Raw genomic sequence first — 24,819 nt, 5'->3', positions numbered from 1 at the left:
AGCGGGTTGTCGCCGAGGCGCAGCACCGGCCGCGGCCCGGCCGGGGTGGTGGACGTCGGGGTGGAGCTGCTGGTCCGCGACGAGGTGGTGGTCGTGGTGGTGCGCGAGGTCGTCGTCGTTGTTGTCGTTGTCGTGGTGCTGGTCGTCGTTCGCCTCGACGTCGTCTCGTAACTCGAATACCCGGTGTCCTGGGCGCGATTCTTCTGATCGTCGTCGTCGTTCATCGCGATGATTCCGACGACACCGGCGCCGACGATCAGAAGTGCGGACAGGACCACCGCGAGAATCGGCCCGCTGTTGCTCTTCCGGCGAATCGGATACGGGGGAAAGGGCGGCTGGGCCCAGTTTCCGGGTGGTTGCTGCGGGAACTGCGGCGCGCCCGGCGGCAGCGGTCGCCCCTGCGGTGGCTGTCCCTGGGGTGGGCCGGCGTGCGGCGGCTGCTGTCCGGGCGGCACGGGTCCGCGCGGGCCGGGCTGCTGTCCCTGCGGTGGCCGGCCCTGCCGCGGGTGCCCCTGTGGTGGCTGCCCTTGCGGCGGCCGGCCCTGTGGCTGCTGACCTTGTGGCTGCCCCTGCGGTGGGCGCCAGTGTGCCGGCGGTGGCTGTCGGTGGGCTCCCGGAGGCGGCGGCACAGGGCCGCGCGGGCGACCGGGCGGCCACGGTGGTTGGGTCATAACGTCGATCCCCGGTCTCTCGTCATCCGCCCCGGCCCGGTGATCAGCGAAAGCGACTCGATGATCAGCCGAGCGTGATTGCGCACCTTAACGGGTCGGCTCACTCGTATGGATGTCACCCCATCGGCCTACCCGACCGCGTCCTCGTTCGCGGCCCAGGTATTGCACTGGGAGGCATTGTTCTTGCTGACGCCCTGGTTCGTCCACGCCTTGCGGTTGCGGCTGGATCCGTGGTCGCGCGGGCCGCGCGGATTGTCGCCCCGATCGCCCCTGATCTTGATCGCCGAGTTGACCATCGTCTGATCGATGCCTTTGCCGAGCGTGGCGGCGAAGAACATGCCGGCGAAGCAGTCCGCCTGCAGTTCGTGCCGGCGGGCCACCTCCTGCGCGCCCGCGGTGCCCTCACCGGCCTCGTACTCCGCCTTGTGCGACGCGGCCGCGATTCCGCTCAGCGCCTGGATGTGATGCCCGTACTCGTGCGCGAAAATGCTCAGGTACGCGCCGGACTCGTTTCCCCAGGTCTGCGTCTCCAATCCGGCGAACGGCATGTGCAGCGATTTGTCGCGCCCGCAATAGAACGCCGACTTGTTTCCGCTCGTGCCTCTGGTGCACCCGCTTTCGTAGTCGAACTTGAGCGTGGGTGGGGTGAACGGCAGCCCGGCGGCCCGCATGACCGGCTCCCACGCCGCGTTGACACACGGCAGCGCGGCGCGGAAGAACTCGGCGGCCGCCTCGGGATTGCTTTGCCAGCGCGGAAGATCGCACCGGATGGTGGGCAGCGGGGTGTCGCGGTGCAGCGGGTTGTCCGCGAGCTTGGCGACCGCGCGCGGGTCGCCCGGTTGAGTGCCGGTCGATTCCGGGTCGGGATTGGGGGAGTTCGAATAGCCGGCGTAACCGGCGTCGTTCGATCGGTTCCGGTTGTTGGTGATGGTGGCGATCGCGACGATTCCCGCACAGAGCAACAGAATGGACGTGAGGACGATCGTGGTGATCGGTTTACCCGATTTTCGGGGCGCCGGCAGCGGGTACGGCTGCGAATACGTCCACGGCTGGCGAACGGCCGGGATCACCACGGTCGGCGGAGACATGTCCGGGCGGACCGCGCGGAGCGTGGTGGTCGTCGCGGCCCGAGGCGGCGGGAGCGGGCGACCGTGGGGCGGATGCGGCATCGGCGGACCCGGCCGGCGCGGTGGCGCCATCGGCCCGCGTGTCATCGGGTGGCCGTGTGGCGGGTGAGTCGGTGTCGGGTGGCCCGGGAACGGGCGCGGACCCGGCTGTGGTCCGTGTTGGGGTCCGTGGTGTGGCCCGTGCTGGGGGCGCGGCGGCCCGCCGGGTGGCCGGCGGTCCGGCCACACCCGGCCGTCACCGCCTTGCCGGCCGTGCGGCGGCTGCGTCATCGGCGGCTCCCCGGAACCCTCGTATCCGTCATGTTCCAGGACGATCCGGCGAGCCGGAGGGTTCCCGGTATCGGGTCACGACACGGAGTTCCCGTTCACGCTCCAGGTGTTGCACTGGAACGTGCGGTTCTTGGTGAGCCCCTGGTTGGACCACGCGCCGGTGTTCTGGGACGTGCCGTGCGTACGCGGCCCGCCCTCCCGGTCACCGCTCCTGGCCGAGGACTCCAGCGCCTCGTCCACGATGCGCTGGTCGACCGAGCCGCGCTTGTACGACGAGGCGAACCACATCCCGGCGAAGCACTCGGCCTGCAACTCGTGCCGGCGGGACAGCTCCAACTCCTTCGCCGAGCCGTCGCCCGCGTCGTATCGCGCGTTGTGCGAGGCCTTGGCGATGCCGGTGAGCGACTGGACGTGGTGGCCGTACTCGTGCGCGAACACGAGGAGGAACCAGCCGACGCGCGGACCCCGGTCCACGCCGAGCCCCTCGAACGGCATGTAGATCGTGTTGTTCACGCTGCAGTAGAACGCCGCCGCGGTGGCAGCCGTGCTCGAACCCTTGCACGGGCTGCGCCACACCGTGCCCGTCGGGAACTCCAGCCCCGGCGGCTCGAACGGCAGGTTGGCCTGGTTCAGCACCGGTGCCCACGCCTGGTTGAGGCACTGCACCGCGGCGCGGAAGAACGTCTGCGACGCGGCCGGATTGCTCACCCAGCGCGGCAGGTCGCACGAGGTGGCGGGCAGGCCGACGTTGGCGTGCAGCGGATGGTCGGCCAGTTTGTGGACCGGGCGGGGGCCGGCCGGGGCGGTCTGCGTGGACCTGCTCGTGGACGAGGCCGTCGTGCGCGAGGTCGCCGAGGTGGAGCTGATCGACCTCGTGGTCGTGGTGCTGCTCGTCGCCCGCGTCGTGGTCTCGCTCGCGGAGGTGGTCGTGTAGCCGGTGTATCCGCTGTCGGCGACGCGGTTCTTGTCGTCGTTGTCCTTGTCGGTCAGCAAGAACACGCCCACGATGCCGGCGCCGAGTACCAGCAGCGCGACGAGCACGATCGCCACGACCGGTCCGCTGCCCGTCTTGCGCGGTGGCGGGCCGTAACGGAACGGCGGGTGCGGACCTCGGGCCGCCCACGGCGGTGGCGGGGGAGCACCGCGATGCGGCATCGGATAGGGACCGGTCGGCGGGCCGGGGTGCCGCATCGGACCGGTCGGTGGACGGTGTGGCGGTGGCACCGGCATCTGGTGTGTCGGCCGCGGCGGAGGAAGCGGGCGCGGGGCGGCGCCCGGCGGTGGTCCTGGTCGGCCGTGCGGCGGCCACGGCCCGTTCGGCCCGTACGGTCCCCTCGGCGGTTGTGTCATGCCCCGTCCCCCTGCGGTCCACCCGATAACCCGGAACGCTGCATGACTGTAGAACCTGTGGGCTATTGTCCGCAGGCGTGTTGACCAAGTGGGTGGTCCTGCCCGTCCTGGCGGGCGCGGGTTTCCTCGCCGCGCAGCCCACGCCGGACGTGCCGGTCCTGGCGCCAGAAGCCGTCGTGGCGGAGCAACCCTCCGCCGGACAGCCGACGCCCAACGACCGCCCGTCCGGCGCGATCGACATCCGGCTGAAGGTGGAACTGGACGGCACGCTGTCCGTCCGCGAGTCGATCTTCCTCGACCCCGGCAAGAAGATGGCGCGCCGCTCGCCGCTGCGCATCAGTGCCGGCGAGGACCGTGACCGCGTGTTCGGCGTGCACGACGCCTACGTGAACGGCAACGGCGACGCGCGGGTCGAGAACGACGAGCTGATCATCGAGGTCGGCGAGGGCACCTCCGAGATCACCTACAAGGTGGACGGCGCGGTGGCCGCCGTCGGCGAAGAGCTCGAGGTGCGCTGGCAGTTGACCAGCGGCTGGGACACCAAGATCCCCGTGCTGCGCGCGGGTTTCAGCGCGCCGGAGGCCCCGGTTCGGGTGGATTGCCTCGCCGGCGCGCTCGGCTCGCAGACCCGGTGCGGCATGGCGCAGACCGACCACGGCCAGGTGCTGCGGGTGCGGCACGGCGATCTGCCGCCCGGCGAGCGGATCGACCTCGCCGTCGGCCTGCCGGCCAAGCGCACCTCGGAGACCGGCGACATGGTCGACACGGTCCCGGTGAACGCGCGGTTCGAGGAGAACAAGACCGTGGCGAGCGCGTTCGCGTTCACCCCGGTCAGCGGCATCGGCCTCGGCGGGCTGACCCTGCTGCTGGTCGGCGGGTTCGCGCTGCTGTGGTTCGTGCGCGGGCGGGACGCGAAGGCGCTGGCCACCGATGTCGGCCCGGTCGAGGTGCTGCTGCGCGACGGCGACCGGGTGGCGTTCGCATCGCCGGACGGCGTGCTGCCCGGCCAGATCGGCACCGTGGTCGACGAGCACGTCGACGTGGCGGACGTGAGCGCCACGGTCGTCGACCTCGCCGTGCGCAACTACCTGTGGATCGCCGAGGAGCAGACCGAGAACGGCCTGGACTGGCACCTGATGCGGCGCAATCCGGCCGACGACGCGCTCACCGGCTACGAGCGTGCCGTGTACCAGACGCTGCTGCCCGACGGCGTGGACTCGGCGCGGCTGTCCGAGCTGGCCGATCGCACGGTCACCCTGGAGACGGTGCGTACCGCGATGTACGCCGACGTGGTCGAGCGGCACTGGTTCGCCCGCCGCCCGGACACCGAGCGCAGCAGGTGGTCCTGGATCGGCGTGGGGTTGCTGGTGCTCGGCGTGATCGCGACGCTGGTGCTGGCCGTGACGGTCGGACACGCGCTGATCGGCCTCGCGCTCGTGGTCGGCGGTGTGGCGCTGGCGCTGGGCGCGCGGTTCGTCCCGGCGCGCACGCACCGGGGCAGCGTGCTGGTCGGGCAGGTGCGCGGGCTGCGTGACTATCTCCACGGCGCGGACCCGGCGAACCTGCCGGACGCCGACCGGGAGATGGTGTTCTCCCGCTCGTTGCCGTACGCGATCGTGCTCGGGCAGGCCGAGGACTGGCTCGGCCGGTTCGCCCAGCTCGATCCGTCCGCGGACGGAACACCCGGGTTGTACTGGTACGGCACGGCGGAGCACGAGGAGCGAAGCCGCGACCTGCAACGGTTCTCCCGCACGTTCCCCGAGTTCCTGAGTCGCCTCGCCGATGTGCTCGCCGGAAGTGGGCATCTCCGCTCGCAGAGGTGACCCGTAGGCTCGTCCTCATGAACGTCGCACAGAACGCCGGGCTGCACCGGTACACGCTGCCCAACGGCTTGCGGGTGGTGCTCGCGCCGGATTCCACGACGCCCGTTGTCGGTGTGAGCGTGCACTACGACGTGGGCTTCCGGTCCGAGCCGGAGGGCCGCACCGGGTTCGCGCACCTGTTCGAGCACCTGATGTTCCAGGGCAGCGAGAGCCTGGAGAAGCTGGCCCACTTCCGGCACGTGCAGTCCTCGGGCGGCACCTTCAACGGGTCGACGCACCCCGATTACACCGACTACTTCGAGGTGCTGCCGTCGGCCGGTCTCGAGCGCGCGCTGTTCCTCGAGGCGGACCGGATGCGCGCGCCGAAGATCACCGAGGAGAACCTGCGCAACCAGGTCGACGTGGTGAAGGAGGAGATCCGCCTCAACGTGCTGAACCGGCCCTACGGCGGGTTCCCGTGGATCCTGCTGCCGCCGGTGCTCTACACGACCTTTCCCAACGCGCACAACGGTTACGGCGACTTCACCGAGCTGGAGCAGGCGTCGCTGGACGACTGCGCCGCGTTCTTCGACAGCTACTACGCGCCGGGCAACGCGGTGCTCACCGTGGCCGGCGACCTGGACGTGGACAACGCGATGGCGCTGATCGAGCGCCACTTCGGGGACGTGCCGGCGCGACCGGTGCCGCAGCGGCCGTCGTTCGCCGAGCCGCCGCCGGCCGGTGAGGTGCGCGGCGAGCACGCCGACCCGCACGCGCCGCTGCCGGCGCTCGCCGTCGGCTACCGGGTGCCGGATCCGGTGTCGGAGCTGGACGGCTACCTGGCGCACCTGGTGCTGGCGTCGGTGCTGGCCGACGGCGACGGTTCGCGGCTGCAGCAGCGGCTGGTGCACCGGGAGCCGCTGGTGACCGACGTGAGCGCGGGCTGCGGGCTGTTCGGCCCGTTCGAGGCGCGCGACCCGGACACCTTCACGGTGACCGCGGTGCACGCGCCGGACGTGACGCCGGAGCGGGTGCTCGGCGCGCTGGACGAGGAGCTGGACAAGCTGGCCGGCGAGCCGCCGAGCACGGAGGAACTGGCCAAGGTGACCGGGCGCTGGGCGTCGATGCTGCACAAGGAGCACGACCGGATCACCAGCCGCACGCTGGGGCTCGGCGCGTCGGAGTTGTTGTACGGCAAGCCGGAACTGCTCTACGAACTGCCGGGCCGGATGTCGACGGTGACCGCGGAGGCGGTGTCGGTGGCGGCCAAGTCGCTGCGCCCGGACTCGCGCGCCGTGCTGACCATTACGCCGGCTGGAGGTGCCGCATGACGCACAGGACCGCTGAGGAGATCGGGCGTACCGAGACCGGCCCGAGGCCGCTGCCGCCGCTGGGCGTGCAGCGCCCGCCGACCGGTCTGTCCCATGTGGACACCGTGTTGGGCAGCGGGCTGCGGGTGATCGCGGTGCGCGCGGCGACCGTGCCGATGGTGGAGCTGCGGCTGCGGATTCCCTTCGCCGGCACGGATTCCCGGCATTCGGCGCTGTCCGAGGTGCTGGCCGAGACGCTGTTGACCGGGACCGAGCGGCGGGACCGGATCGCGGTGGACACCGATCTGGCGCTGGTCGGGTCCGAGCTGGACGTGAACGTCGACCCGGAGCGGCTGGCGCTCGGCGGCAGCGTGCTGGCCAGCGGGCTGGACACCCTGCTGGAGGTGCTCGCGGACGCGCTCACCGGTGCGGCGTACCGGCCCGACGAGGTGGCCCGCGAGCGCGACCGTCTGGTCGAGCGGATCGCGATGGCGCGCTCGCAGCCGAGCGTGATCGCGCGGGAGGCGCTGCAGAAGCAGCGGTACGGCGATCACCCGTTCACCCGCGAGATGCCCGAGGCCTCCGATGTCGCGGCCGTGGTCGCGGATGACGTGCGCGCGCTGCACCGGAAAGCCGTGCTGCCCAAGGGATCCGTGCTTGTGCTGGTCGGCGACGTCGACCCGGACGCCGTCGTGTCCACTGTGGACACGGCGCTGTCGGGCTGGCGGTCCGACGCGTCGGCGCTCGAGCTGCCGGCGCTGCCCGAGGTGGCCGGCGGCGACCTGCTGGTGGTGCAGCGGCCGGGGGCGGTCCAGTCGCAGCTGCGGCTGTCCGCGCAGGCGGTGCCGCGCACCGACGCGCGGTACCCCGCGCTGCAACTGGCGAACCTCACGTTCGGCGGGTTCTTCTCCTCGCGACTGGTGGAGAACATCCGCGAGGACAAGGGGTACACGTATCACGCGCGGTCCTACCTGGAGTTCACGCCGAGCGGCGCGACGCTGCTGATCGACGCGGACACGGCGAGCGAGGTGACCGCCGCCGCACTCTGGGAGATGCGCTACGAGCTGGGCCGGCTCGGGCTGGTGCCGCCGGACGGGGTCGAGGTGGACACCGTTCGGCAGTACGCGATCGGGTCGCTGCTGACCGGACTGGCCTCGCAGGGCGGGCTCGCATCGCACCTGGCCGCGCTGGCTCCGCTGGGGCTCGGCGTCGGCTGGCTGGCCGCGCATCCGGAGCGGCTGCGCGCGGTGACCGGCGAGCAGGTGGCCGAGGCGGCGCTGGAGTTCTTCGCGCCGACGAAGTTCACCGGCGTGGTCGTCGGCGACGCGGACAAGCTGTCCGGCCTGCGTGGGCTCGGCGGTGTCGTGCTGCCGTGAGGTTCGAGCTCACCGAGCCGCCGCTGCTGTCTCGGTCCACTGTGGACAGAGCTGATCAGTTGCGGGACGACGAGGAGCGGCTTGCCGAGCTGTGGCAGGCCGGCCGGGTGATCCTGGTCGACCGGAAGGGCGACGCCCTGGCGCGGGACGGCGGTGCGACGCTGGCCTCCCGTGCGGCGACCGACCTCGGCGACAAGCCGGTGGACGGCGCGATGTTCCTCGGGCTCGCCGGAGATGTGGCGCACTGGGTGGTCACCTCCCCGCGCGACGAAGTGTCCACTGTGGACGGTGAGGAGTGGCTGGGGCTGCGGCAGACCGGCGTACTGCTCGACGACACGCAGGTCGGCCTGGTCGCGACGGCCACGGCGTTGGCCAACTGGCACGGCCGGTCCCGGTTCTGCGCGGCGTGCGGCACCGCGACCGAGGTGGGCCGGTCCGGCTGGGCGACCCGGTGTCCCGGGTGCGGGATCGAGGAGTACCCGCGCACCGATCCGGCGGTGATCTGCCTGGTGCACGACGGTGTCGGCGCCAACGGCGAGCAGGTGCTGCTGGCGCGCGGGCCGCAGTGGCCGGAGAACTGGTTGTCGGTGCTGGCCGGGTTCGTCGAGGCGGGCGAGTCGCTGGAGGCGTGCGTGGCGCGGGAGATCGCCGAGGAGGTCGGCCTGACCGTGCACGACATCCGGTACCTCGGCAGCCAGCCGCACCCGTTCCCGCGTTCGCTGATGATCGGCTTCGCCGCGCACGCCGATCGGTCCGCGCCGCTCACCCTGGCCGAAGGCGAGATCGCCACCGCGCGCTGGGTGTCGCGCGCCGAGGTGCGTGAGGCGCTCGGGGCCGGCGAGGACGGTCCGCTGCGGGTGCCCGGCCCGGTGTCGATCGCCGGCCGGATGCTGGAGGCGTGGGTCGCCGAGTGATCAGGAGCTGATGACCTGGTCCGCGATGGAGGCTGGCGATGCCCGCAGCCAGAGCGTGAGCACCATGGAGAAGAGGAACAGCCGTTCGTGCAATGGCATGTAGTCGGGCACAGTCGCGGTGTGGGGTAAGGGACCACCGTGCGCCTGTGCTTCGAACACGGCGATCGCGCGGCCGTCCTGGCGGAGTTCCCAGGTCTGGAGCAAGAGCGATGGTCGGACAAGCTCGAGCGTTCCTGCCGAGGTCTGCGCGAACCACCTGCGCCACGACTGCCGCCGCGCGTTGGCGACGATGCCACGTGGGCAGTACAGGGCGAATTCCGCGCGGGTGACCATGACCGCGATGTACGGGATGGCGTGGGCGCTGAAGGCGAAACTGGTCCGGTCACGCGCCGCGAGCACCGTGACATGGCGACCGTCCTCGGCGACGTCGTAGCTGATCTTGAACCAGCCTGGTCGACGTGTCGCCTTCAACATGGCTGTTCAACGCCGGCCCATGGGCGGCGGTTCCAGCGGGTGATCAGACGCTGGCCGACGCGGCGGCTTGCGATGCCTGCAACCAGAACGTGAGCACGACGTAGTAGATGAACAGCCGCTCGGGCAGCGGCATCTCCTGCGGTAGGTGAGCCGTGCCGCGCATGCGTCCCCAGCCCATCTTGGCCTCGAAGTAGCCGATCACCCGGTCGTTCTGGTGCAGTTCCCAGGTGCTGTTCCACATGGACGGCAGCACGAGGGTCAGCGCCGTGCCGGCCGGGGTCTGCACCAGCCACCGGCGGCGGGTGTGCCGGCTCGCCCAGGCCTCGACGCCGTTCGGGCCGTGCAGGCGGAACTCCTTGCGGTTGGCCATCGCCGCCACGTACGAGGCGCCCGCGATGTCGAACGCGCAGCTGGACCGGTCCCGCGCCGCCAGCGTGGCGACCGGCCGGCCGGACTCGCTGATGTCGTAGCTGACCTTGAACCAGTGGGATCGACTCGCCGCTTCCAGCATGCGGGTTTGACGCGTGATGGTGGGCCGGGGGTTCCCGGAGGTCAGCCGCCTCCGCCACCGGCCGCCGCCGCCGAGGCGGCGCGCTGCCAGAGCACGTGCACGATGTAGAACGCGAACAGGCGGACGGGGAGTGGAATGTCGGCCGGAAGGTCGGCGGTCGCGCCCTTGGAGAACGCGCCGTTCTTGCTGATGGTGCCCAGGCTGGTGCCGTCGCGGTGCAGTTCCCACCCGTCCTTCCACATCGACGGCTTGACCAGCTCGAACCGCCCGGCGTCGGAGTCGATCGACCAGCGCCGGCCGCCGTCGCGGGTGGCGGTACCGGTTCTGCGCCCGCGCTCGGTCAGCAGGAGCCGCTTGCCGCCGTCCCTGGCGATCGAGTACGGCACGCCGTCGAGCGTGAACGAGGACTTCTCGCGGCCCCCGTGCTCGAGCGTGACGAGCGGTCGGTCGTCTTCGGTGATCTCGTAATGGCGCTTGAAGAAGCCACTGGTCGTGGAGTGGAGCACAGGCCCATTAAACAGGGCGGTGCGCCCACCTGGGCCGGCGTAGCGTGGGCCGCCGGCCGGCGTGCGGTTCGGGTGGCTACGAGTAGTACGGCTCTTGACGCGCCGCCAGGCTGTGGCTGAGGCGGAGCTGGATCGATGGGTGGATGTTGAGACGGTCGAGGCTGGACGGCGCGACCCACGAGACTTCTTTACTTTCGTTGCTCTCGCGCAGTTCACCTCCAGTGGGGGAAGCTCGAAAGCAGATGGAGAATTCTTGGCGGACCTCGCCGTCGTCGTAGGCGATAACGTGATTTGGGTTGCTGTAGACGCCGATGAGCCCTGTGACTTGGACATCGATGCCGGTTTCTTCTTTGACTTCGCGTACGGCGGCTTGGGTGAGGGTTTCGCCGAGTTCGAGTTGGCCGCCAGGTGGGCTGTAGAGGTCGTTGTCGGTACGGCGGATCATGAGGATGCGGCCTTGGTCGTCCTGAACGAAGGCACTCACGGCGACGGCGATGCTGTTGGCGGTGGGCGCGTTGGGATCGTGGAAGTAGTCCTTACGGCTCATCGGCTACCGGCCCTAGAAGGTCGCAGGCTTGGACAGATTCCAGACGGTTTCGAAGCTTTCAGAGTAGGTCTCGAGAAGGACGAGCAGAAGAAGAGTCCTCAGTAGATAGTCCACTTTAGACAGTCAACGCACGTTGGGTCGTGTGGCGATGCCGCACGCCTTTGTTGTGCTTCCCACTCTCATCAAACAGGCGGGCCGTCGAAGTCGAGCAACGCGAGGTCCGGCGGCACCAGGGTGGTCGACCGGATCAGCTCCTTGAACAGGTTGTCGTTGAGCGTGTTGCCGACCGGCTCGCCCACCTCCTCCCTGAGCAGCCCGTGCACGCCCTTGTCGGACAGGCGCATGCGCACGCCGGCGATCAGGTGCTCGACCTTGCGCGCCGTCCAGACCTCGGACCGGGTCAACTCGTTGAGCTGATCGGCGACCGCCCGGCGAGACAGCGGCTGCGGGTACGCCTCGTGGTAGAGGTAGCGCTGTCCCATCACGACCAGCGCCATCCGCTCGTCGCCCGACAGCCGATGGGTCCGGGGCGGCTCGGTCATCGCGGCGTGCCATGGGACCGGGCGGCCACTCTCGTCCGAGCCGGCCACGTACAGCTCGAGCAGATGCTCCCGGTCGCGCGAACCGTGCACGAACACCGGCGTGTAGCCCTCGGCGAGTGGCACCTCGTCGTGATCACTGGACAGCCACAGCGAACCGGGTAGCCGCAGCGGCAGCAGGCCGGTGTTGCGCAGCCACCACCGGCCACTCCGATGGGTGAGCACGCCCTGTTGCCGGCTCACCTTGCGGTCGTCCTCGCCGATGCACACGTCCACCTGCGGCTTGTTGCGCCCGAACCGGACGGTGCGCGCCTCGCTGGGAGGTGCCGCGATGCCGCCGCTGAGCGCCAGCGCGTACATGGTGCGGGGGGCCGACGGCGGCACGCCGAGAGCAAGACTGCTGTGTCCTCTTGCCAGCCTGGTCACGCCGTCTCCTCCTGCCGTGTTCGCCTCCGACCATGCCGCCACCTGCTGGGGACCGGTCCCCGGACAGTGCGGTTACCCAGGTAACCGTATTGCTCGGTGACGGAGGGGACGATTTCATGAGCGGGCGGACAATCGGTATCGCGTCCTGTGTGGCGGTGGTCCTGGCGGTGATCGCGGCGACGGTCGGGTCGGCCGAGCCGGTGCCCGGCAGGACATTGACGGTCGGGCCGAACGGGGAATACCAGACGATTCAGGCCGCCGCCGATGCCGCGGAACCCGGTGACACCGTCTCGATCGAACCGGGCACCTATGACGGCGGGCTGTCGATCACGAAAAGCGGATCGTCGGGAAAGCCCATTACCTTCAAAGGTGAGGGTGGAACGGTCGTCGTCACGGGCGACGGCGGTGGCGACAACGGGCTGATCGCGCTGGGCAACAATTCCTGGCTGCGATTCTCGAACATCACCTCCACGGGCTCGCGCGGATTCGGCGTCTACGGTTCCGGCGGACATGACCTGGTATTCGAGAACGTCGGAGTCAACGGCTCGCAGGACGGTGGGCTGGTGCTACTCGGCACGTCCAGGGTGCTGGTGGACGGCTGCGAGATCCAGGGCACCAACGCGGAGGGTACCGGCGCCGATCACGAGGCGCTGAGCATCGGCTCCGGCTCGAGCGACGTCGAGGTCAGGCGCTGCGCCGTGCACGACAACGGCGAAGAGGGAATCGACGTCAAGGACAACGCCGAGGCCAGGGCGAGGATTCACGACAACAAGCTGTGGAACAACCGTGGGCCGAACATCTACGTGGCGTCCTCGTCCTTCGTGGACGTCTACAACAACGTGGTCAGCGCCGCGTTGCACGAGACGAAGCCGGGCATTCTGGTGGGCGTCGAGGACTATTCGGAAATCAAGAAGGTCGACAATCTCAAGGTGTACAACAACGTGTCGCACGGAAACGCCCAGGCGGGCCTTGCCTTCTGGGTCCAGTCCAGCGGGACGATGTCCAACATCCAGATCGTGAACAACACCTTCCACGGCAACCGCAGCGGCTCGATCGCGTTCGGCGACGAGACCTACTCCGGGGAGAACATCCTGCGCAACAACATCTATGGCGAGGGGGACTCGGTCGCCCACGGTGATTTCGTCAGCGACCACAACACCGTGGGCGATCCGGGTTTCGTGGATCCGGCGGCCGGCGACTTCCGGTTGAAGGACGGATCGAGCGCGATCGACACGGGCAGCGGATCGGCCGCACCGGCCTTCGATCTGGACAACAAGCCCCGTCCCGCGGGCGGCGGTCACGACATCGGGGCCTACGAACGGTGACCGTCGAGTCCTGATCGTTGCGTCATCGGGCGTGCGCTCTCGATAACATCCCTCCCCGTGCCGGAAGACAGGATCGTCGCGGGCCGGTACCGACTGCACGACCGGATCGGTGCGGGCGGGATGGGCTCGGTGTGGCGTGCCACCGACCAGGAACTCGGGCGGGTGGTCGCGCTCAAGCGGTCACACGCCGGCGACAACGGCCAGATCAGGCGTGAGGCGCGGATCGGCGCCGGCCTGCACCACCCGAACGTGATCACCACATTCGACGTGGTGAGCGATGGTGAGGACCGCTGGCTGGTCCTGGAGTTCCTGCCGTCCCGGAGCCTCGCCACCGTCGTGGAGACCGGCGGGCCGCTGTCGCCTGACGCGGCCGCCTCCGTCGGTGCGCAGATCGCGGGGGCGCTGGCGGCGATGCACGAGCGGGGCATCGTGCATCAGGACATCAAGCCGGACAACATCCTGGTGACCGAGGATGGCACGGCGAAGCTCACCGACCTCGGGATCGCCCGCTGGGCCGAGGTGACGATCACCAGCAGCGGACATCCCGGCGGCACGCCCGGATTCGTGGCACCCGAGGTCGCCGACGGGTACGCCCCGGAGGCGTCGGCGGACGTGTTCTCCCTCGGCGCGACGCTGTACGCCGCCGTGGAGGGCCACTCACCCTGGGGTACCGGCGCGGACGGTCCCTACGCGCAACTGCGCCGAGCCGCCGAGGGCACGGTGGACGCGACGAGCCGCGCCGGCGTGCTCGAGCCGGTCCTGGCGGAACTGTTGGGGAAGGACCCGGCCGTACGCCCGACGGCGCGGGGCGCCAAGACCCTGCTCGAGGAGATCACCGGCGAATCCAGTTCCCTGGTGCCGCTGCCGACCCCGCGACGGCGATCGCGGCGGTCGCGTGTGCTGGCCGGAATCGTCGGGGTGGCGCTGATCGCCGTGATCGCCCTGGTGGCCGTGCTGGTCTCCCGGAACTCGGACTCGACCGCGGCCGGGCCACCGGCGACAGCCGATCTGCTCGGCAACGAGCGAACCGCCGACCCGTGCTCGCTGTTCGAGCGTTCGGCGTTGGTGCGGTTCGGAATCCAGGTGTACGAGGAGCCGGTCGACGGGGAGTTCAACACGTGCCGGCTCATCATCAAGGAAACACAGGACAACAGCGATCTCGTCGGGGTCAAAATCGAACTCGCCCGTGCACCGAAATATCCGGTCGCGAAACACGTCCCCGGTGAACTCGGGCCGGTTCAGTACGACGAGCAGCGAGACGACATGTGTAAGAGGACGATCCCGTTGCCGGACGGCAAAGAGGTTGTCATCGTGTCCTACCTGTTTCCCAACAATCGTTCGGCGCCGTTGTGTGGGATCGCCGACGCCGCGTCGAGCCCCGCGTACCTGAAGCTGGTCGACGCGCGCCAGAAAGGGCAGATTCCCCGTCGCGCGGTCGCCTTTCCCGGTGACTCGTTCGCTAACATCACCACCTGCGACCTGCTGCGATCCGACGAGCTGGCGCCGGTAGTGGGGCGGCACGACGACGGTGAATCGACATTCGGCGACTGGTCCTGCGAATGGGACGGGCCTCAGGCCAACGTCGAGATTCGCGCTTTCCGTGACTGGCAGCCGGACGCCGACGAGCAGATCGAGAAAATCCGGCTCGGTGCCCGCGAGGCCGAAGTGGAGTCGCATACGGCGGGTCCGGGTGCCGGTGAGCGGGACGAATGCGAGATTCAGATCATTGGCCGCAAGTACGAACAGAACACCGTCGTCAACGACGACTGGCAGGAAGAGATCGGCGTCTCGGTCAAGCCGGACGTCAAAGGCGCGATGAACCGGGAGAAACTGTGCGGCATCGCGAAGGATCTCGCGAAACGCGTCGCCGACCGCCTGCGCTGACCGCCCGACGCGGGGTGCACAGCGCGGAACTCACCGGTGCAGAACGCGGAACTCGCGGGTGCACAGCGCGGGACTCGCGGGTGCGGGGCGCGGGACTCGCGAGTGCCAAGCAGCCGCACCTTAGGGGAACGGGACGCAACTCAGCCCCGGTGACGACGGCACGGCACCGTGCGCTGGAAGGTACCCATTACTGGGAAATGCCGGGGAGGCGGTCGAGCCTCGCGGGTGCACAGCGCGGGACTCGCCGATGCACAGCGCGGGACTCGCGGTGCCAAGCAGCCGCACCTTAGGGGAACTTGACGGGATCGAGCCCGCCGAATCCCGGCGCACCGGGCGGGATTTAGCCCGCTGAATCACCTTTTGGCGTTTGTCAAGCGGTTTTCGAGCTTCGCGAGGTTAGGGGTCGTCGCGGTCCAGGGCGGCGCCGTCCCAGGTCGTGTGGGTGCAGGCCACGCCCCGACCTGATTTCGGCCGCAGGACGTCGTAGATGTGCATCCGGGGAATGTGCTCCGAGACACCCCACCCGCTCGGCCAGGTGATGACCCAGTCCATGTCCAGGTCCACCAGCAGCGACAGCATCCGGGCGATGGTCGGATCGTCGAGCCGCTCGAACGCCTCGTCCAGCAGGACCAGCCGCAGCGGCGACGACTCACCGTCCGCCGAGATCGCGCCATAAAACGCAGCGGCGGCGGCGAACAATGTCACGTACGAGATCAGCCGGGTCTCACCCGAGGAGAGCTGCCGCAGCCGGCGTGACCGGGGTTTCCCGTCCGGCCCGTGATCCCGCACCCGCACGGTGAACGCGAACCACGACCGATAGTCGAGCGCCCGCGCCAGGATCTCCGTGTAGCCCGAGTTCGCCGAATCCCGCTCGGCCTCGATCAGCTCGGTGAACACCTGCTGCAGCCGCGCGTCCTGCTTCTCGTTGCGCTCCGAGAACGGCATGCGGATCAGCTTCAACGCCTCGACCGTCGAGTCGTCGAGCCACGCGCCCGGCCGCCACTCCAACTGCACGTGCACGCCCTGGCTGGACCGCGCCGAGTCCAGCACGTCGTTCATCCGCCGGCACAGGTCCTCGGCGACCGCGATCTGCCCGGCCAGCCGATCCGCCAGCTCTCGGACCAGGTGCAACGCGAAGATCCCTTGGTACTGCTCGGAAAGGAAGCCGCGCCGCTCGTCCAGCGCCTCGGCCACCCGCCGCCCGGCGACCGCCACCGGCGCGGGCCCGTCCTCGGCGGACACGGTCACGGTCAACAGGCCGGCGTGCCGCTCCGGCAGCACGTTGTGCGTGCCGGCCAGCGAGGACTGCAACGCCGCCAGCTTGGTCAGCACCGCCTCCTCCTTGGGCAGCTTCTTTCCTTCCGCCACACCGGTTTTCAGCAGTTCGAAGGCCTCGTCAGGCTCGGCCGGCCGCTCGTCGGGGACGGCCGCCTCCCACACGCCCGGCGCCGCCAGCGCCGCACCGAACGCGCGCGTCGCCGCCTCGGCCGACGCCTGTTTGTCGCCCATCTCGCCGGAGCGCGTGTCGAGCAGCGTCTGCGACTTGACCACCTGGTTGGACAGCTCGGTGGCCGCCCGCCGTGCCGCCGGCAGCTCCTCGCGCGCGGCCCGGCGCTCCCGCTCCATCGATTTCAGCCGCTCCGCCAGCTCCTCGGCCTGGCCGCCGATCGACGTGCTCAGCTCCGCCAGTCCGGCCGATTCCCGTTGGTAGGCAAGACATTTGTCGTCCGCGACCCGCTCGGCGGCCTCCCGGTCGTCCACCGCCGCGTTGTGATCGTGCAGCGCGTCCACCAAATCCGACACCGTGCCGGCGCACCGCTTGCCCAGCGCGTCGCGCAACCGCTCGGCCGACGCGCGGGCGGTGGCCGCCGCCCGGTTGGCACGCTGCAGGGTGTCGCTGTCCTCGGTCAGGCCGGCCGCCGCCGAGTCCTGCGTCAGCTCGGTGCGCATCGCGGCGAGCCGACCCTGCGCGGCCTCGTGCTCGGCCCGCAGTCGCTCCGCCCGGCCGAGCGACTCCTCGGCGAGCGTGACCGCGTTGTCGGCCGCCACCCGCGCGCCGATCAGCTCGCGGTCGTCGGGGAACGCCTCCAGGTGCGCCTCCCACTCCTGCACGGTCGCGGTGTGCGTGGCCAGCGCCCGCTCCGCCCGCTCCTGCTCGGTGCGCAGGCCCTCCAGCGCTGAGGCCAGCTCGTCGACGGCCCGCTTTCGCGCCGCCTCCCGCGCGCCGGCACCCAGGTACTCCGCGTCCGCCTTGGTCATCGCGCCGTGCAGCACCCCGGCCCGCCACGACCCGTCGGCACGCAGCACGAGCCCCGGTCCATCATCGAGAAACACGTTGCGCAGCAAGCGATCCACGACCTCGACCGGCACCGGCGAGCCCGGCTCGACGGCCGGCTTCAACACCTCGGACAGCGGCCGTCCGGACGCCGACCCGTCCGGCACGCCGGCCAGGATGTCGGCCAGTACCGGGTCGGGCACCGAGCCGTCCGCGTTCACCCACGCGTTCAACAGGCCGCTGGACTCGCAGGCCGCCTCCAGCCCGGCGCGCTGCTCGGCGGTGACTTTGCCGGTGAAGTCGACCAGCCGGTAGAACGGCGCGCCGGACGCGGAATCCCGTGGTGCGCTGGCGAAAGCGGGTCGAGTCGGCACCGCGTGGGTGCCGCCGCCGCGCAGCTCGATCAGCGACGCCTCGGTCTCCTTGATCCGCCCGAGCAGCTCGTCCAGCGACTGTCGCGCGCCCAGCGACGACTGGCGCAGCGAGGTCAGGTGTGGGGTGGCCCAGCGCCGCGCCTCGTCCCGCGCGGTGCGGGTGGCGTCGGGGGAGGCGAGTACGTCGGCCACGGTCGGTGGCTGCGGCGGCCGCGCGCCGTCCGTGAACGGCCCGCCGGCCACCCACCGGACCGCCCGCTCGTGCCACACGTCCGCGGCGACCTCCAGCCGCTGACGTGCCTCGTTGCGCCGGCCGGCACCCTCCGTCGCGGCGAGCTGCGCGTCGCGCGCCTTGCCGCGCAGGCCGTCCAGCCGCTGCGTGTCGGCCTCCAACTTGCGCGACCGCTCGTGCAGCGACAACGCCAGCGTCGCCCGTTCCCCGGCGACCCGTGCCGCCTCACCGGCTCGGGTACCGGCCTCGGCGATCGCCTCGGCGAGGTCGTCCGGCGCCAGCTCCGGCGGCATCCGCCGCTGCACCTCGAGCGGCTCGGCCTCCGGGTCCGGCTTGGCCCGCACCCGATCCGCCGACGAACGCGGAACCGCTTGCGGCGCAACGGGAATCTCCGGGCACAGCGACCCGTCCAGGCCCGCGGTGGCCAGACCGTCCGATGTGGACTCGGCCAGTTCGCCCGCGTCGGCCAGGTCGCCGCCGAGCCGGCGCAGCACGGTCAGCACGGTCTCCACCGCGCGATCGGTGTGGTTGCGCTGGGTGCTCGCCGTGTCCAGCGCGCTGGTCGCCGCGTCGCGTGCGGCCTCGACCAGCCGCTCCCGCTCGCGCAGGTCGTTGAGCCCCTGGTAGGCCGGCAGCGACTTGAGCGAGTCGATCGTCGCTTCCAGCTCGTCGTCGCGCTCCTCCAGTTGGCGCACGTGCGCGTCGGCCTTGTCCAGCTTCCCGGTGTCACTGGTCAGCTTCCCGGTCAGCCGGGTGATCTCCGCGTGTGCACTGTCCACAGTGGACCGTGCGGCGTCGGCCCGCGCGCCGACCGAGTGCAGCGCGCCGAGCGCGTAGCCGGAGTAGCCGTCCAGGAACGCGCGCATCGCGGTGTCGGCCGAGGACAGCCGGGAGATGTTCTCCCTGATCGACTCCAGGTCCTCGAACGACGTGGCGAGCTGCTCGATCACGCCGAAATCCAAGGGCGGCAACGCATCCGAGAGAATCTGCTCCAGCTGCCCGTCCTGCACCTTGAGCCCGATGTCCGGGTTGCGCAGGGTCCGCTGCAGGTGCAGCAGGTCGCCGTACCGGCCGCCGGGCACGCCGTACACGGTCTCGGCGACCTTCGCGCGGAACGCCTGCTCGTCGAACATCCGGTCCGCGCCGACCTCGTCGCGCAGCGCGGCCGGGCCGAGCGGCACCCGGTCCGGCGTGGCCAGGTGGACGTCGATGCCGATCCGGGACGGCGTGACGAACCGCCACGAGTCGCTGATCTGCTGCGAGGTGGCCGACGCCTTCACGCCGATCCCGCAGGTCAGGTACTCGTCGCCGTCGGTACCGGCCCGGTGCAGCTCGATCCACGCGTAGCCGATCCGGTTCGGCCCGCCCTCGTAGTCGTCCAGCATCAGCCGGCGGATCGACACGGTGTTGGCGCCCTTGGAGCCGAGGTGCCGCAGGTCGCCGTCCAGGCACAGCGGCAGCAGCAGCTCCAGGGTGCGGGACTTGCCGGAGCCGTTGGTGCCCTGGAAGATCGCGCGCCCGCCGGAGAAGTCGAACGTCTGCTCGCGGTACTGCCAGATGTTGACCACGCCGCCGCGGTGCAGGCGCCAGCGTTGTATCGCGCTCACGTGTCATCCTTCTCGTCGAACAGGGACCAGCCCGGCTGCGCGTCCGCGGGGGACGGCGGGGAAACCGTTGTGGCACCAGGGGTTTCGTCGGGCTGGGGCAGCCAGCGGTGCGCCGCCGGGCTGAGCAGGTAGCCGTCGTCGTCGGGTGTGAGCAACTGGAGCCGGCCGAGCAGTGCGACCACCTCGGCGGCCAGCGCGTCGACGTCCTCGGTGGCCTGGCGCGACCATGCCGTGGGGTAGTCCTCGACGAGCCGCCGGCAGATCTCGCGCAGGGTCGCCTCGGAGATCGGGATCCGCCCATCGGGCCGGCCGCGCGATTCCTCGGCCTCCTCGTCGTAGGGCACCTCGTAGGACGCGATCAGCTCGGGCAGCGCGAGCAGTGATATCCGTGCGACGGTCCCGGTCGACGGGAACACCACGTCGGTCAGGTACTCCTCCGGATCGGTCACCGCGATGCCCTCGGCGCGGGTCTCGGTGATCAGTCCGAAGCAGCGGTCCAACAGCACGGATTCCTTGCGCTGCACGCGAAGCAGCCAGTCGGCGTGTTCGTCGGGGAGGTCCGCGTGCAGCACCACCGGGTCCTCGATCAGCCGCCGCCGGACGGCGTGTTCCACGCTTCCGGTGGCCGCCGCCCGCTCGATCAACTCGTCGGCGGTGCTCGCGTCGGCCAGTGGACCGGCGAGCAACTGGCCCAGCAGATCGGTGTGCACGGTGATCAACGCCTCGGCCGGTGCTTCGGCGGTCAGGCCGGCCACCGTCCCGTCGGTCTCGGAGATCACGCCGAGCTGCACGAGGTGCCGCAGCGCCGTGGTGAGCGCGCGCCGGTCGGCCAGGTCGTCGGTGATCTCGACGCCGGCCTCCGTCGCGGCGGACCGGATGTCGGCCACCAGCCGGGACAGCAGCACCTGCGCGCCCACGCCGGTCAGCGCGGCCATGGTGAGCGCGACGTACGCGTACGCGCGCGGCGACAGGCCCGTCGCGCCGCGAGTCGCGTCCGGACCCGGGCCCGCCTTGTACAGCCGGGCGAACCGGCGCTCCACCACGAGCCGGTAGCCCAGCAGCGACGCGAACAGCTCCTGCAGGACCGCGCGATGCCGGTACACCAGGGACAGCAGATCGCCGTCCGGCCCGCCCGGCCGCAGCAGCGGGCGACGCAGCAGTACCCGCGCGCAGCGCACCACGTTGGCCGCGTCGATGTCCGGCAGATCGGCCAGAACGTCCACAGTGGACAGTCGTCTCGCCATCAGCGCGCGCCCTTCGTGGTGACGCGGTCGATGTCCACCGCGGTGTCGCGCAGGGTCAGCGTGCCGGCGCTGCTCCTGATCACCGTGGTGCGGCCTTCCTCAGGGGTGAGCGACAGTTGCAGCCCGCGCACCTGGTCGGTGGCCGCGCCCGGCTCGGTGACGCCCTCACGCTGCGCCATGGCCAGCGTCAGCAGCTCGCACAGCGCGCCGAGCGCCTCGCCGGAAAGCGTTGCGCCGTCGAGGTTCTCCGACGCGGCGGCCAGCTCGTCGGCAGCAGCCGTGCGCCGCGCGTCGGCTTCCCGCGCCTCGGCCAGCAGGCCCTGCTCGGTCATCGGGTCGTCCATGATCCGCGAGGTGCGCCCGCGCGCGCCCCGGTCGCCGCGACCGCGCACGCTGACCGTCACGTCGATCGCCGGGCCGTCCGCCCACGGCGTGTGCTCGTCGTCGCCGTCGTGCTCGGGTGAGGGGAGCAGGTTGCGCGCGGAGTACAGGCCGAACGCGGCCGCGTAGATCGCGTGCGCCTCGTCCTGGGTCGCCTGCCCGAGCCAGCCGGCCAGCTTGATCAGCTCGGTGCGGCGATTCGGCAGCAGCCCGCCGCCGGTGCTCGCGCGCTTCACCGAGGCGAGCAGCGCGCCGATCGCGCGGGTCGTCGCCTCCCGCAGCGCCGTGACCTGGCTCGGGTTGCCCGGCCGGTCCACGAACCAGTCGGTCAGCTCCTGCCAGTCGCTGTGCGTGCGGCCTCGGGTGCGCTCCACCGTCTCGTCCAACGGCTCGCTCGGGCTCAGCAGCCGCAGCAGCTCCACGCGGGCGCCGGCCAGGTCGGCCAGCCGCCTGGCGATCGCCGGCGTGTGCCGCAGCACATCCTCCACGACAAGCTGGATGTACTCCACCAAGAGATTGCGGAAGCCGGAGATCTCCTGTGCGCCGAGGTGATGGCGGTTGAGTACCTGGCCGAGGTAGGCGTAGAAATCGCGGACCGTGGAGGCCAGCTCGGCGTGCTGCAGGAACAGTGTGGTGACCCGTTCGGCGAGCAGCTCGCGGGCGCGCCGGGCGGTGTTGGACAGCGGTGCCTCCGAGTCGCGGATCGCCGCCGCGGCAAGGGTTTCGCCCAGTTCGGACAGTCCGCGCTCGATCGCCGGGAGCAGCTCTCGGGACACCTCGCGCGCGCCCTCGGGCACCCGGAGCAGCTCGTCCACGTCCCGCTGGACGCGGACGGCGAGCTTGCTCACCTGGTAGCGGATGCTGCCCTGCTGGAACTCGGCGATGCTCGCGGCGATCGTCTCGCGGCGGCCGGCGACCAGGTTGCCCCAGTCCTTGAGCTGGCGGAGCCTCGCCAGCACGTTGTCCACATCGGACTCGCCGGGGTCGATGCGCCCGGCCCGCTCGTCGGCGGCCAGCGCGGAGGCGACCTCGCCGGGGGACAGGTCGGCGAGCAGCGTGGAGGTGAACAGCCGCATGATCGCGAGGTAGGTCCGGTGATGCTCGCGCGGCTGGAGATAGGCATAGAGCTGCAGCCGAGCGTCTGCCTGTTCCTCGGACTCCACGACGGCCCAGCCTAGATGGTTGAGATACGGTGCTCGCCAGGGGTGTTGGCAGGCGGGGAGGTCGGGTTTTGACAGTCGCGCGGGCGATCGGTCTGCTGGTCGGCGTCGCTGCCGACGTGTTCCTGGGGGATCCGAAACGTCGTCATCCGGTGGCCGGGTTCGGTGCCGCGTCGTCGCGCCTCGAGGCGGTCACCTACCGGGACGGCAAGCTCCAGGGCGCGGTGCACGCGGCGCTGCTCACCGGCGGCACCGTGCTGCTCGGAGTGGCCGCCGAGCGCGCGGGCCACGGGCGCCCGCTGCTGCGCACGGCGACCACGGCCGCGGCCACCTGGGTGGTGCTCGGCGGCTCGTCGCTGGCCGAGGAGGGCGCCGCGATCGGCGCCGAGTTGGACGCGGGTGACCTGGGCGCGGCCCGCGAGCGGCTGCCGCACCTGTGCGGGCGCGATCCGGCCACGCTGGACGCCACGGGGCTGGCCCGCGCGACCGTCGAGTCGGTCGCGGAGAACACCTCCGACGCCGTGGTGGCACCGCTGTTCTGGGGCGCCGTCGCCGGTGTGCCCGGGCTGCTCGGCTACCGCGCGGTGAACACCCTGGACGCGATGATCGGCCACCGCTCGCCGCGCTACCGACGGTTCGGCTGGGCCGCCGCGCGCGCCGACGACCTGGCGAACCTGGTGCCGGCGCGGATCACCGCGGGGCTCACCGTGGGCAGCGCGCCGGTGGTCGGCGGCTCGGCCCGCGAGGCGTGGCACGCGTGGCGGCGCGACGCGGCGGCGCACCCGAGTCCGAACGCGGGACGGGTGGAGGCGGCGTTCGCCGGCGCGCTGGAGACTCGGCTCGGCGGGCGCACCGTGTACGCGCACGGCGTTGAGGAGCGCCCGGTCCTCGGCACCGGCCGCAGCCCGGACGCCGGCCACGTGACCAGGGCGGTCGAGCTGTCCCGGCTCGTCGGCGGACTGGCCGGAGTGCTGTCCGCCGTCCTCGCGCTGATCTTCGGCCGCCGCAGGCGCACCCGCCCCTGACCTCGCGAGTCCCGCGCCCTGCATCGGCGAGTCCCGCGCTGTGCATCGGTGAGTTCCGCGCCCTGCACCCCGCGAGTCCCGCGCCCCGCACCCGTGAGTCCCGCGCCCTGCACCCGCGAGTTCCGCGTTCTGCATCGGTGAGTTCCGCGCTCAGGACGCCGGTGTCACGCGCCACCCGCCGTCGTGGCGGACCTCGAACAGGTCACCGGCGCCGTACGCGATCGCCGTGGCCATCGCGGCCGAGGCGCGCACGGCTGTCGGCTCGGTGTCCACCAGGCTGATGATCACCCGAGCCAGGTGAACCGTGTGCCCGTCGACGGTGAAACCGTTGTCCCGCAACAGGTTCACCATCTCGGACGCGCCGGCCAGTGCGGCGTCCACCTCGGCCGGGTCGGAGCCGGGCTGGGCCGACGCCCGATCGTCCGGCGCGACCGACCACACCACCCGAGCCGCGCCGGACGTCCGTTCCCGGCGCACGTGCACGTGGGCGAAGTGGCCGACACCGCCGACCTGCCGCTTGATCAGACAGTCGCCGGTCATCCGCCGTGATCGACCAGCTTGGCCAGCAGGCGCAGCAGTTGCTGACGCTCCCGGTCCGACAGCGGCTCCAGTACGGCGTCCTGGATTCCGCCGACCACGTCGTCGAGTCGCTTGAGGTGCCGCGAACCCGCGCGGGTCAGGGTGATCACGTTGCGCCGCCGGTCGTTCTCGTCCGGCCGGCGCTCCACCAGGTTCGCGGCCGCCATCTCGTTGATCGCCGCGACCACGTCACTGCGGTCGATGCCGCACCGGCGCCCGAGTTCGGCCTGGCTGGACGGCCCGTGCTCGTCCAGCGCGGCGAGCAGCAGGTAGTGGTAGCCGCGAGAGTCGGCCGCGGCGAAGCCGTCGGCGAGCAGCCTGCCCGCGCGCTCCGCCGCCATCTTGATCAACCACGTCGGCGCGTTCCTGAGTCGGGCCACGCCGTCGCCGCGATGCATGGAATCGAGGGTAGCGGTTTGGCGGGCTCTTCGATTATCGTTGGAATCACCAATATTGGTATAACCAACGAATGGAGTGCGCGGATGAACGACCTCGCCGACCGTGTGGAGCTGTCCGATCTGGTGAACCGGCTCGGACGGTGGCTGGACGACAAGGAGTTCGACGACCCGACGCTGGTGACCGCCGACATCACCGCGTCGACCCCGAACGGGGATGCCCGTGGTGTCGCGGAAGTGGCGGCACTGGCCAGCGCCGCTCACCCGCCGAACGTCCAGACGCACCACCTGATCACCAACCCGGTGATCGACCTCGACGGCGATCGCGCGGTGGTGCGCGCCAACGTGATCGCCGTGTTCGACGACGGCGACAAGCCTCAGCTGACCGGTGGCCGGTACCGGTTCGAAACCACCCGAACGGGGTCAGGGTGGAAGTTGAGCCGTCTCGAGGTCCAGCCAAGGTGGCGTTTCGGTACTTAACGTGTAACCCCTGGTGACTACCCGGTCGATCACCC

At 70.8% G+C, this 24,819-nt stretch carries 22 protein-coding genes; 10 read left to right on the top strand and 12 right to left on the bottom strand.

Annotation, left to right across the window (positions count from 1 at the left end; genetic code table 11):
* Positions 1–6: 6 nt before the first annotated feature.
* The gene (locus tag EV193_RS33880) at positions 7–171 is read left to right on the top strand and encodes a hypothetical protein (protein WP_242613064.1); all 165 of its coding nucleotides are present in this window, start codon (positions 7–9) and stop codon (positions 169–171) included.
* A gap of 185 nt (positions 172–356) precedes the next feature.
* Entirely contained in the window at positions 357–749 is a 393-nt protein-coding gene (locus tag EV193_RS33600; RefSeq protein WP_207222519.1) for a hypothetical protein, read from the top strand.
* A 50-nt stretch (positions 750–799) separates the two neighbouring features.
* Here the strand turns inward: EV193_RS33600 and EV193_RS00320 are convergent, their stop codons facing one another.
* Both EV193_RS00320 and EV193_RS00315 read right to left on the bottom strand, forming a co-directional pair.
* Positions 800–1,885 (bottom strand): neutral zinc metallopeptidase, encoded by a 1,086-nt coding sequence (locus EV193_RS00320; protein ID WP_165401154.1) that lies wholly within the window; start codon positions 1,883–1,885, stop codon positions 800–802.
* 258 nt (positions 1,886–2,143) lie between these two features.
* Complete coding sequence (locus tag EV193_RS00315) at positions 2,144–3,292, bottom strand: neutral zinc metallopeptidase (protein ID WP_130341907.1); 1,149 nt, start codon at positions 3,290–3,292, stop codon at positions 2,144–2,146.
* A 203-nt stretch (positions 3,293–3,495) separates the two neighbouring features.
* Here EV193_RS00315 and EV193_RS00310 point away from each other — a divergent pair, with 203 nt between their 5' ends.
* The 4 genes from EV193_RS00310 to nudC are packed head-to-tail and all read left to right on the top strand — an operon-like array spanning position 3,496 to position 8,820.
* Positions 3,496–5,241: a DUF2207 domain-containing protein gene (locus EV193_RS00310; protein WP_242613063.1), complete on the top strand. Its 1,746-nt coding sequence runs from the start codon at positions 3,496–3,498 to the stop codon at positions 5,239–5,241.
* Positions 5,242–5,258: 17 nt separating this feature from the next.
* Complete coding sequence (locus EV193_RS00305) at positions 5,259–6,551, top strand: M16 family metallopeptidase (RefSeq protein ID WP_130341905.1); 1,293 nt, start codon at positions 5,259–5,261, stop codon at positions 6,549–6,551.
* Positions 6,548–7,906 (top strand): M16 family metallopeptidase, encoded by a 1,359-nt coding sequence (locus EV193_RS00300; RefSeq protein WP_130341904.1) that lies wholly within the window; start codon positions 6,548–6,550, stop codon positions 7,904–7,906. Before EV193_RS00305 ends, EV193_RS00300 begins: the two co-directional genes overlap by 4 nt.
* A complete protein-coding gene (nudC, locus tag EV193_RS00295; protein WP_130341903.1) occupies positions 7,903–8,820 on the top strand; it encodes an NAD(+) diphosphatase in 918 nt (305 codons plus the stop codon). Before EV193_RS00300 ends, nudC begins: the two co-directional genes overlap by 4 nt.
* Here nudC and EV193_RS00290 read toward each other — a convergent pair whose 3' ends face one another.
* From EV193_RS00290 to EV193_RS00270, 5 genes are all read right to left on the bottom strand, one after another.
* On the bottom strand, positions 8,821–9,294 hold the full coding sequence (locus EV193_RS00290) for a hypothetical protein (RefSeq protein WP_130341902.1): 474 nt from the start codon (positions 9,292–9,294) through the stop codon (positions 8,821–8,823). It lies immediately after the preceding gene.
* 43 nt (positions 9,295–9,337) lie between these two features.
* Positions 9,338–9,805 (bottom strand): hypothetical protein, encoded by a 468-nt coding sequence (locus tag EV193_RS00285; RefSeq protein WP_130341901.1) that lies wholly within the window; start codon positions 9,803–9,805, stop codon positions 9,338–9,340.
* A 41-nt stretch (positions 9,806–9,846) separates the two neighbouring features.
* Complete coding sequence (locus EV193_RS00280; RefSeq protein ID WP_130341900.1) at positions 9,847–10,311, bottom strand: hypothetical protein; 465 nt, start codon at positions 10,309–10,311, stop codon at positions 9,847–9,849.
* Positions 10,312–10,387: 76 nt separating this feature from the next.
* Positions 10,388–10,858 (bottom strand): NUDIX hydrolase, encoded by a 471-nt coding sequence (locus tag EV193_RS00275; RefSeq protein WP_130341899.1) that lies wholly within the window; start codon positions 10,856–10,858, stop codon positions 10,388–10,390.
* A 182-nt stretch (positions 10,859–11,040) separates the two neighbouring features.
* Positions 11,041–11,823, bottom strand: a complete 783-nt coding sequence (locus EV193_RS00270) for an FHA domain-containing protein (protein WP_242613062.1) — start codon at positions 11,821–11,823, stop codon at positions 11,041–11,043.
* Positions 11,824–11,939: 116 nt separating this feature from the next.
* On the opposite strand from EV193_RS00270, the gene EV193_RS00265 reads away from it, so the two are divergent.
* Together EV193_RS00265 and EV193_RS00260 are read left to right on the top strand one after the other, a co-directional pair.
* The gene (locus tag EV193_RS00265) at positions 11,940–13,148 is read left to right on the top strand and encodes a right-handed parallel beta-helix repeat-containing protein (RefSeq protein ID WP_165401152.1); all 1,209 of its coding nucleotides are present in this window, start codon (positions 11,940–11,942) and stop codon (positions 13,146–13,148) included.
* Between the two features lie 57 nt (positions 13,149–13,205).
* Positions 13,206–15,032 carry a serine/threonine-protein kinase gene (locus EV193_RS00260; protein WP_130341897.1) on the top strand — a complete coding sequence of 609 codons (1,827 nt, stop codon included), beginning with the start codon at positions 13,206–13,208 and terminating at the stop codon, positions 15,030–15,032.
* Between the two features lie 396 nt (positions 15,033–15,428).
* Here EV193_RS00260 and EV193_RS00255 read toward each other — a convergent pair whose 3' ends face one another.
* Genes EV193_RS00255 through EV193_RS00245 form a run of 3 tightly spaced genes read right to left on the bottom strand, consistent with a single transcriptional unit; the run spans position 15,429 to position 22,308 of the window.
* Complete coding sequence (locus EV193_RS00255) at positions 15,429–19,520, bottom strand: TIGR02680 family protein (RefSeq protein WP_242613061.1); 4,092 nt, start codon at positions 19,518–19,520, stop codon at positions 15,429–15,431.
* Complete coding sequence (locus EV193_RS00250; protein ID WP_130341896.1) at positions 19,517–20,764, bottom strand: TIGR02678 family protein; 1,248 nt, start codon at positions 20,762–20,764, stop codon at positions 19,517–19,519. Before EV193_RS00250 ends, EV193_RS00255 begins: the two co-directional genes overlap by 4 nt.
* On the bottom strand, positions 20,764–22,308 hold the full coding sequence (locus tag EV193_RS00245; RefSeq protein WP_130341895.1) for a DUF2397 domain-containing protein: 1,545 nt from the start codon (positions 22,306–22,308) through the stop codon (positions 20,764–20,766). The genes EV193_RS00250 and EV193_RS00245 overlap by 1 nt, the downstream gene beginning before the upstream one ends.
* Positions 22,309–22,376: 68 nt before the next feature.
* On the opposite strand from EV193_RS00245, the gene EV193_RS00240 reads away from it, so the two are divergent.
* Positions 22,377–23,330 carry a cobalamin biosynthesis protein gene (locus tag EV193_RS00240; RefSeq protein WP_130341894.1) on the top strand — a complete coding sequence of 318 codons (954 nt, stop codon included), beginning with the start codon at positions 22,377–22,379 and terminating at the stop codon, positions 23,328–23,330.
* A gap of 150 nt (positions 23,331–23,480) precedes the next feature.
* Here EV193_RS00240 and EV193_RS00235 read toward each other — a convergent pair whose 3' ends face one another.
* Together EV193_RS00235 and EV193_RS00230 are read right to left on the bottom strand one after the other, a co-directional pair.
* Positions 23,481–23,870: a hypothetical protein gene (locus EV193_RS00235; protein ID WP_130341893.1), complete on the bottom strand. Its 390-nt coding sequence runs from the start codon at positions 23,868–23,870 to the stop codon at positions 23,481–23,483.
* Positions 23,867–24,307 carry a MarR family winged helix-turn-helix transcriptional regulator gene (locus tag EV193_RS00230; protein ID WP_130341892.1) on the bottom strand — a complete coding sequence of 147 codons (441 nt, stop codon included), beginning with the start codon at positions 24,305–24,307 and terminating at the stop codon, positions 23,867–23,869. Before EV193_RS00230 ends, EV193_RS00235 begins: the two co-directional genes overlap by 4 nt.
* 84 nt (positions 24,308–24,391) lie before the next feature.
* Between EV193_RS00230 and EV193_RS00225 the strand changes: the two genes are divergently transcribed.
* Positions 24,392–24,784, top strand: a complete 393-nt coding sequence (locus EV193_RS00225; protein WP_130341891.1) for a nuclear transport factor 2 family protein — start codon at positions 24,392–24,394, stop codon at positions 24,782–24,784.
* The last annotated feature ends 35 nt before the right edge of the window (positions 24,785–24,819 follow it).

Origin of the sequence: Herbihabitans rhizosphaerae (genome assembly GCF_004216555.1) — a bacterium.
GTDB classification, from domain to species: domain Bacteria; phylum Actinomycetota; class Actinomycetes; order Mycobacteriales; family Pseudonocardiaceae; genus Herbihabitans; species Herbihabitans rhizosphaerae.
This window is presented reverse-complemented; position numbering and strand designations above follow the sequence as displayed.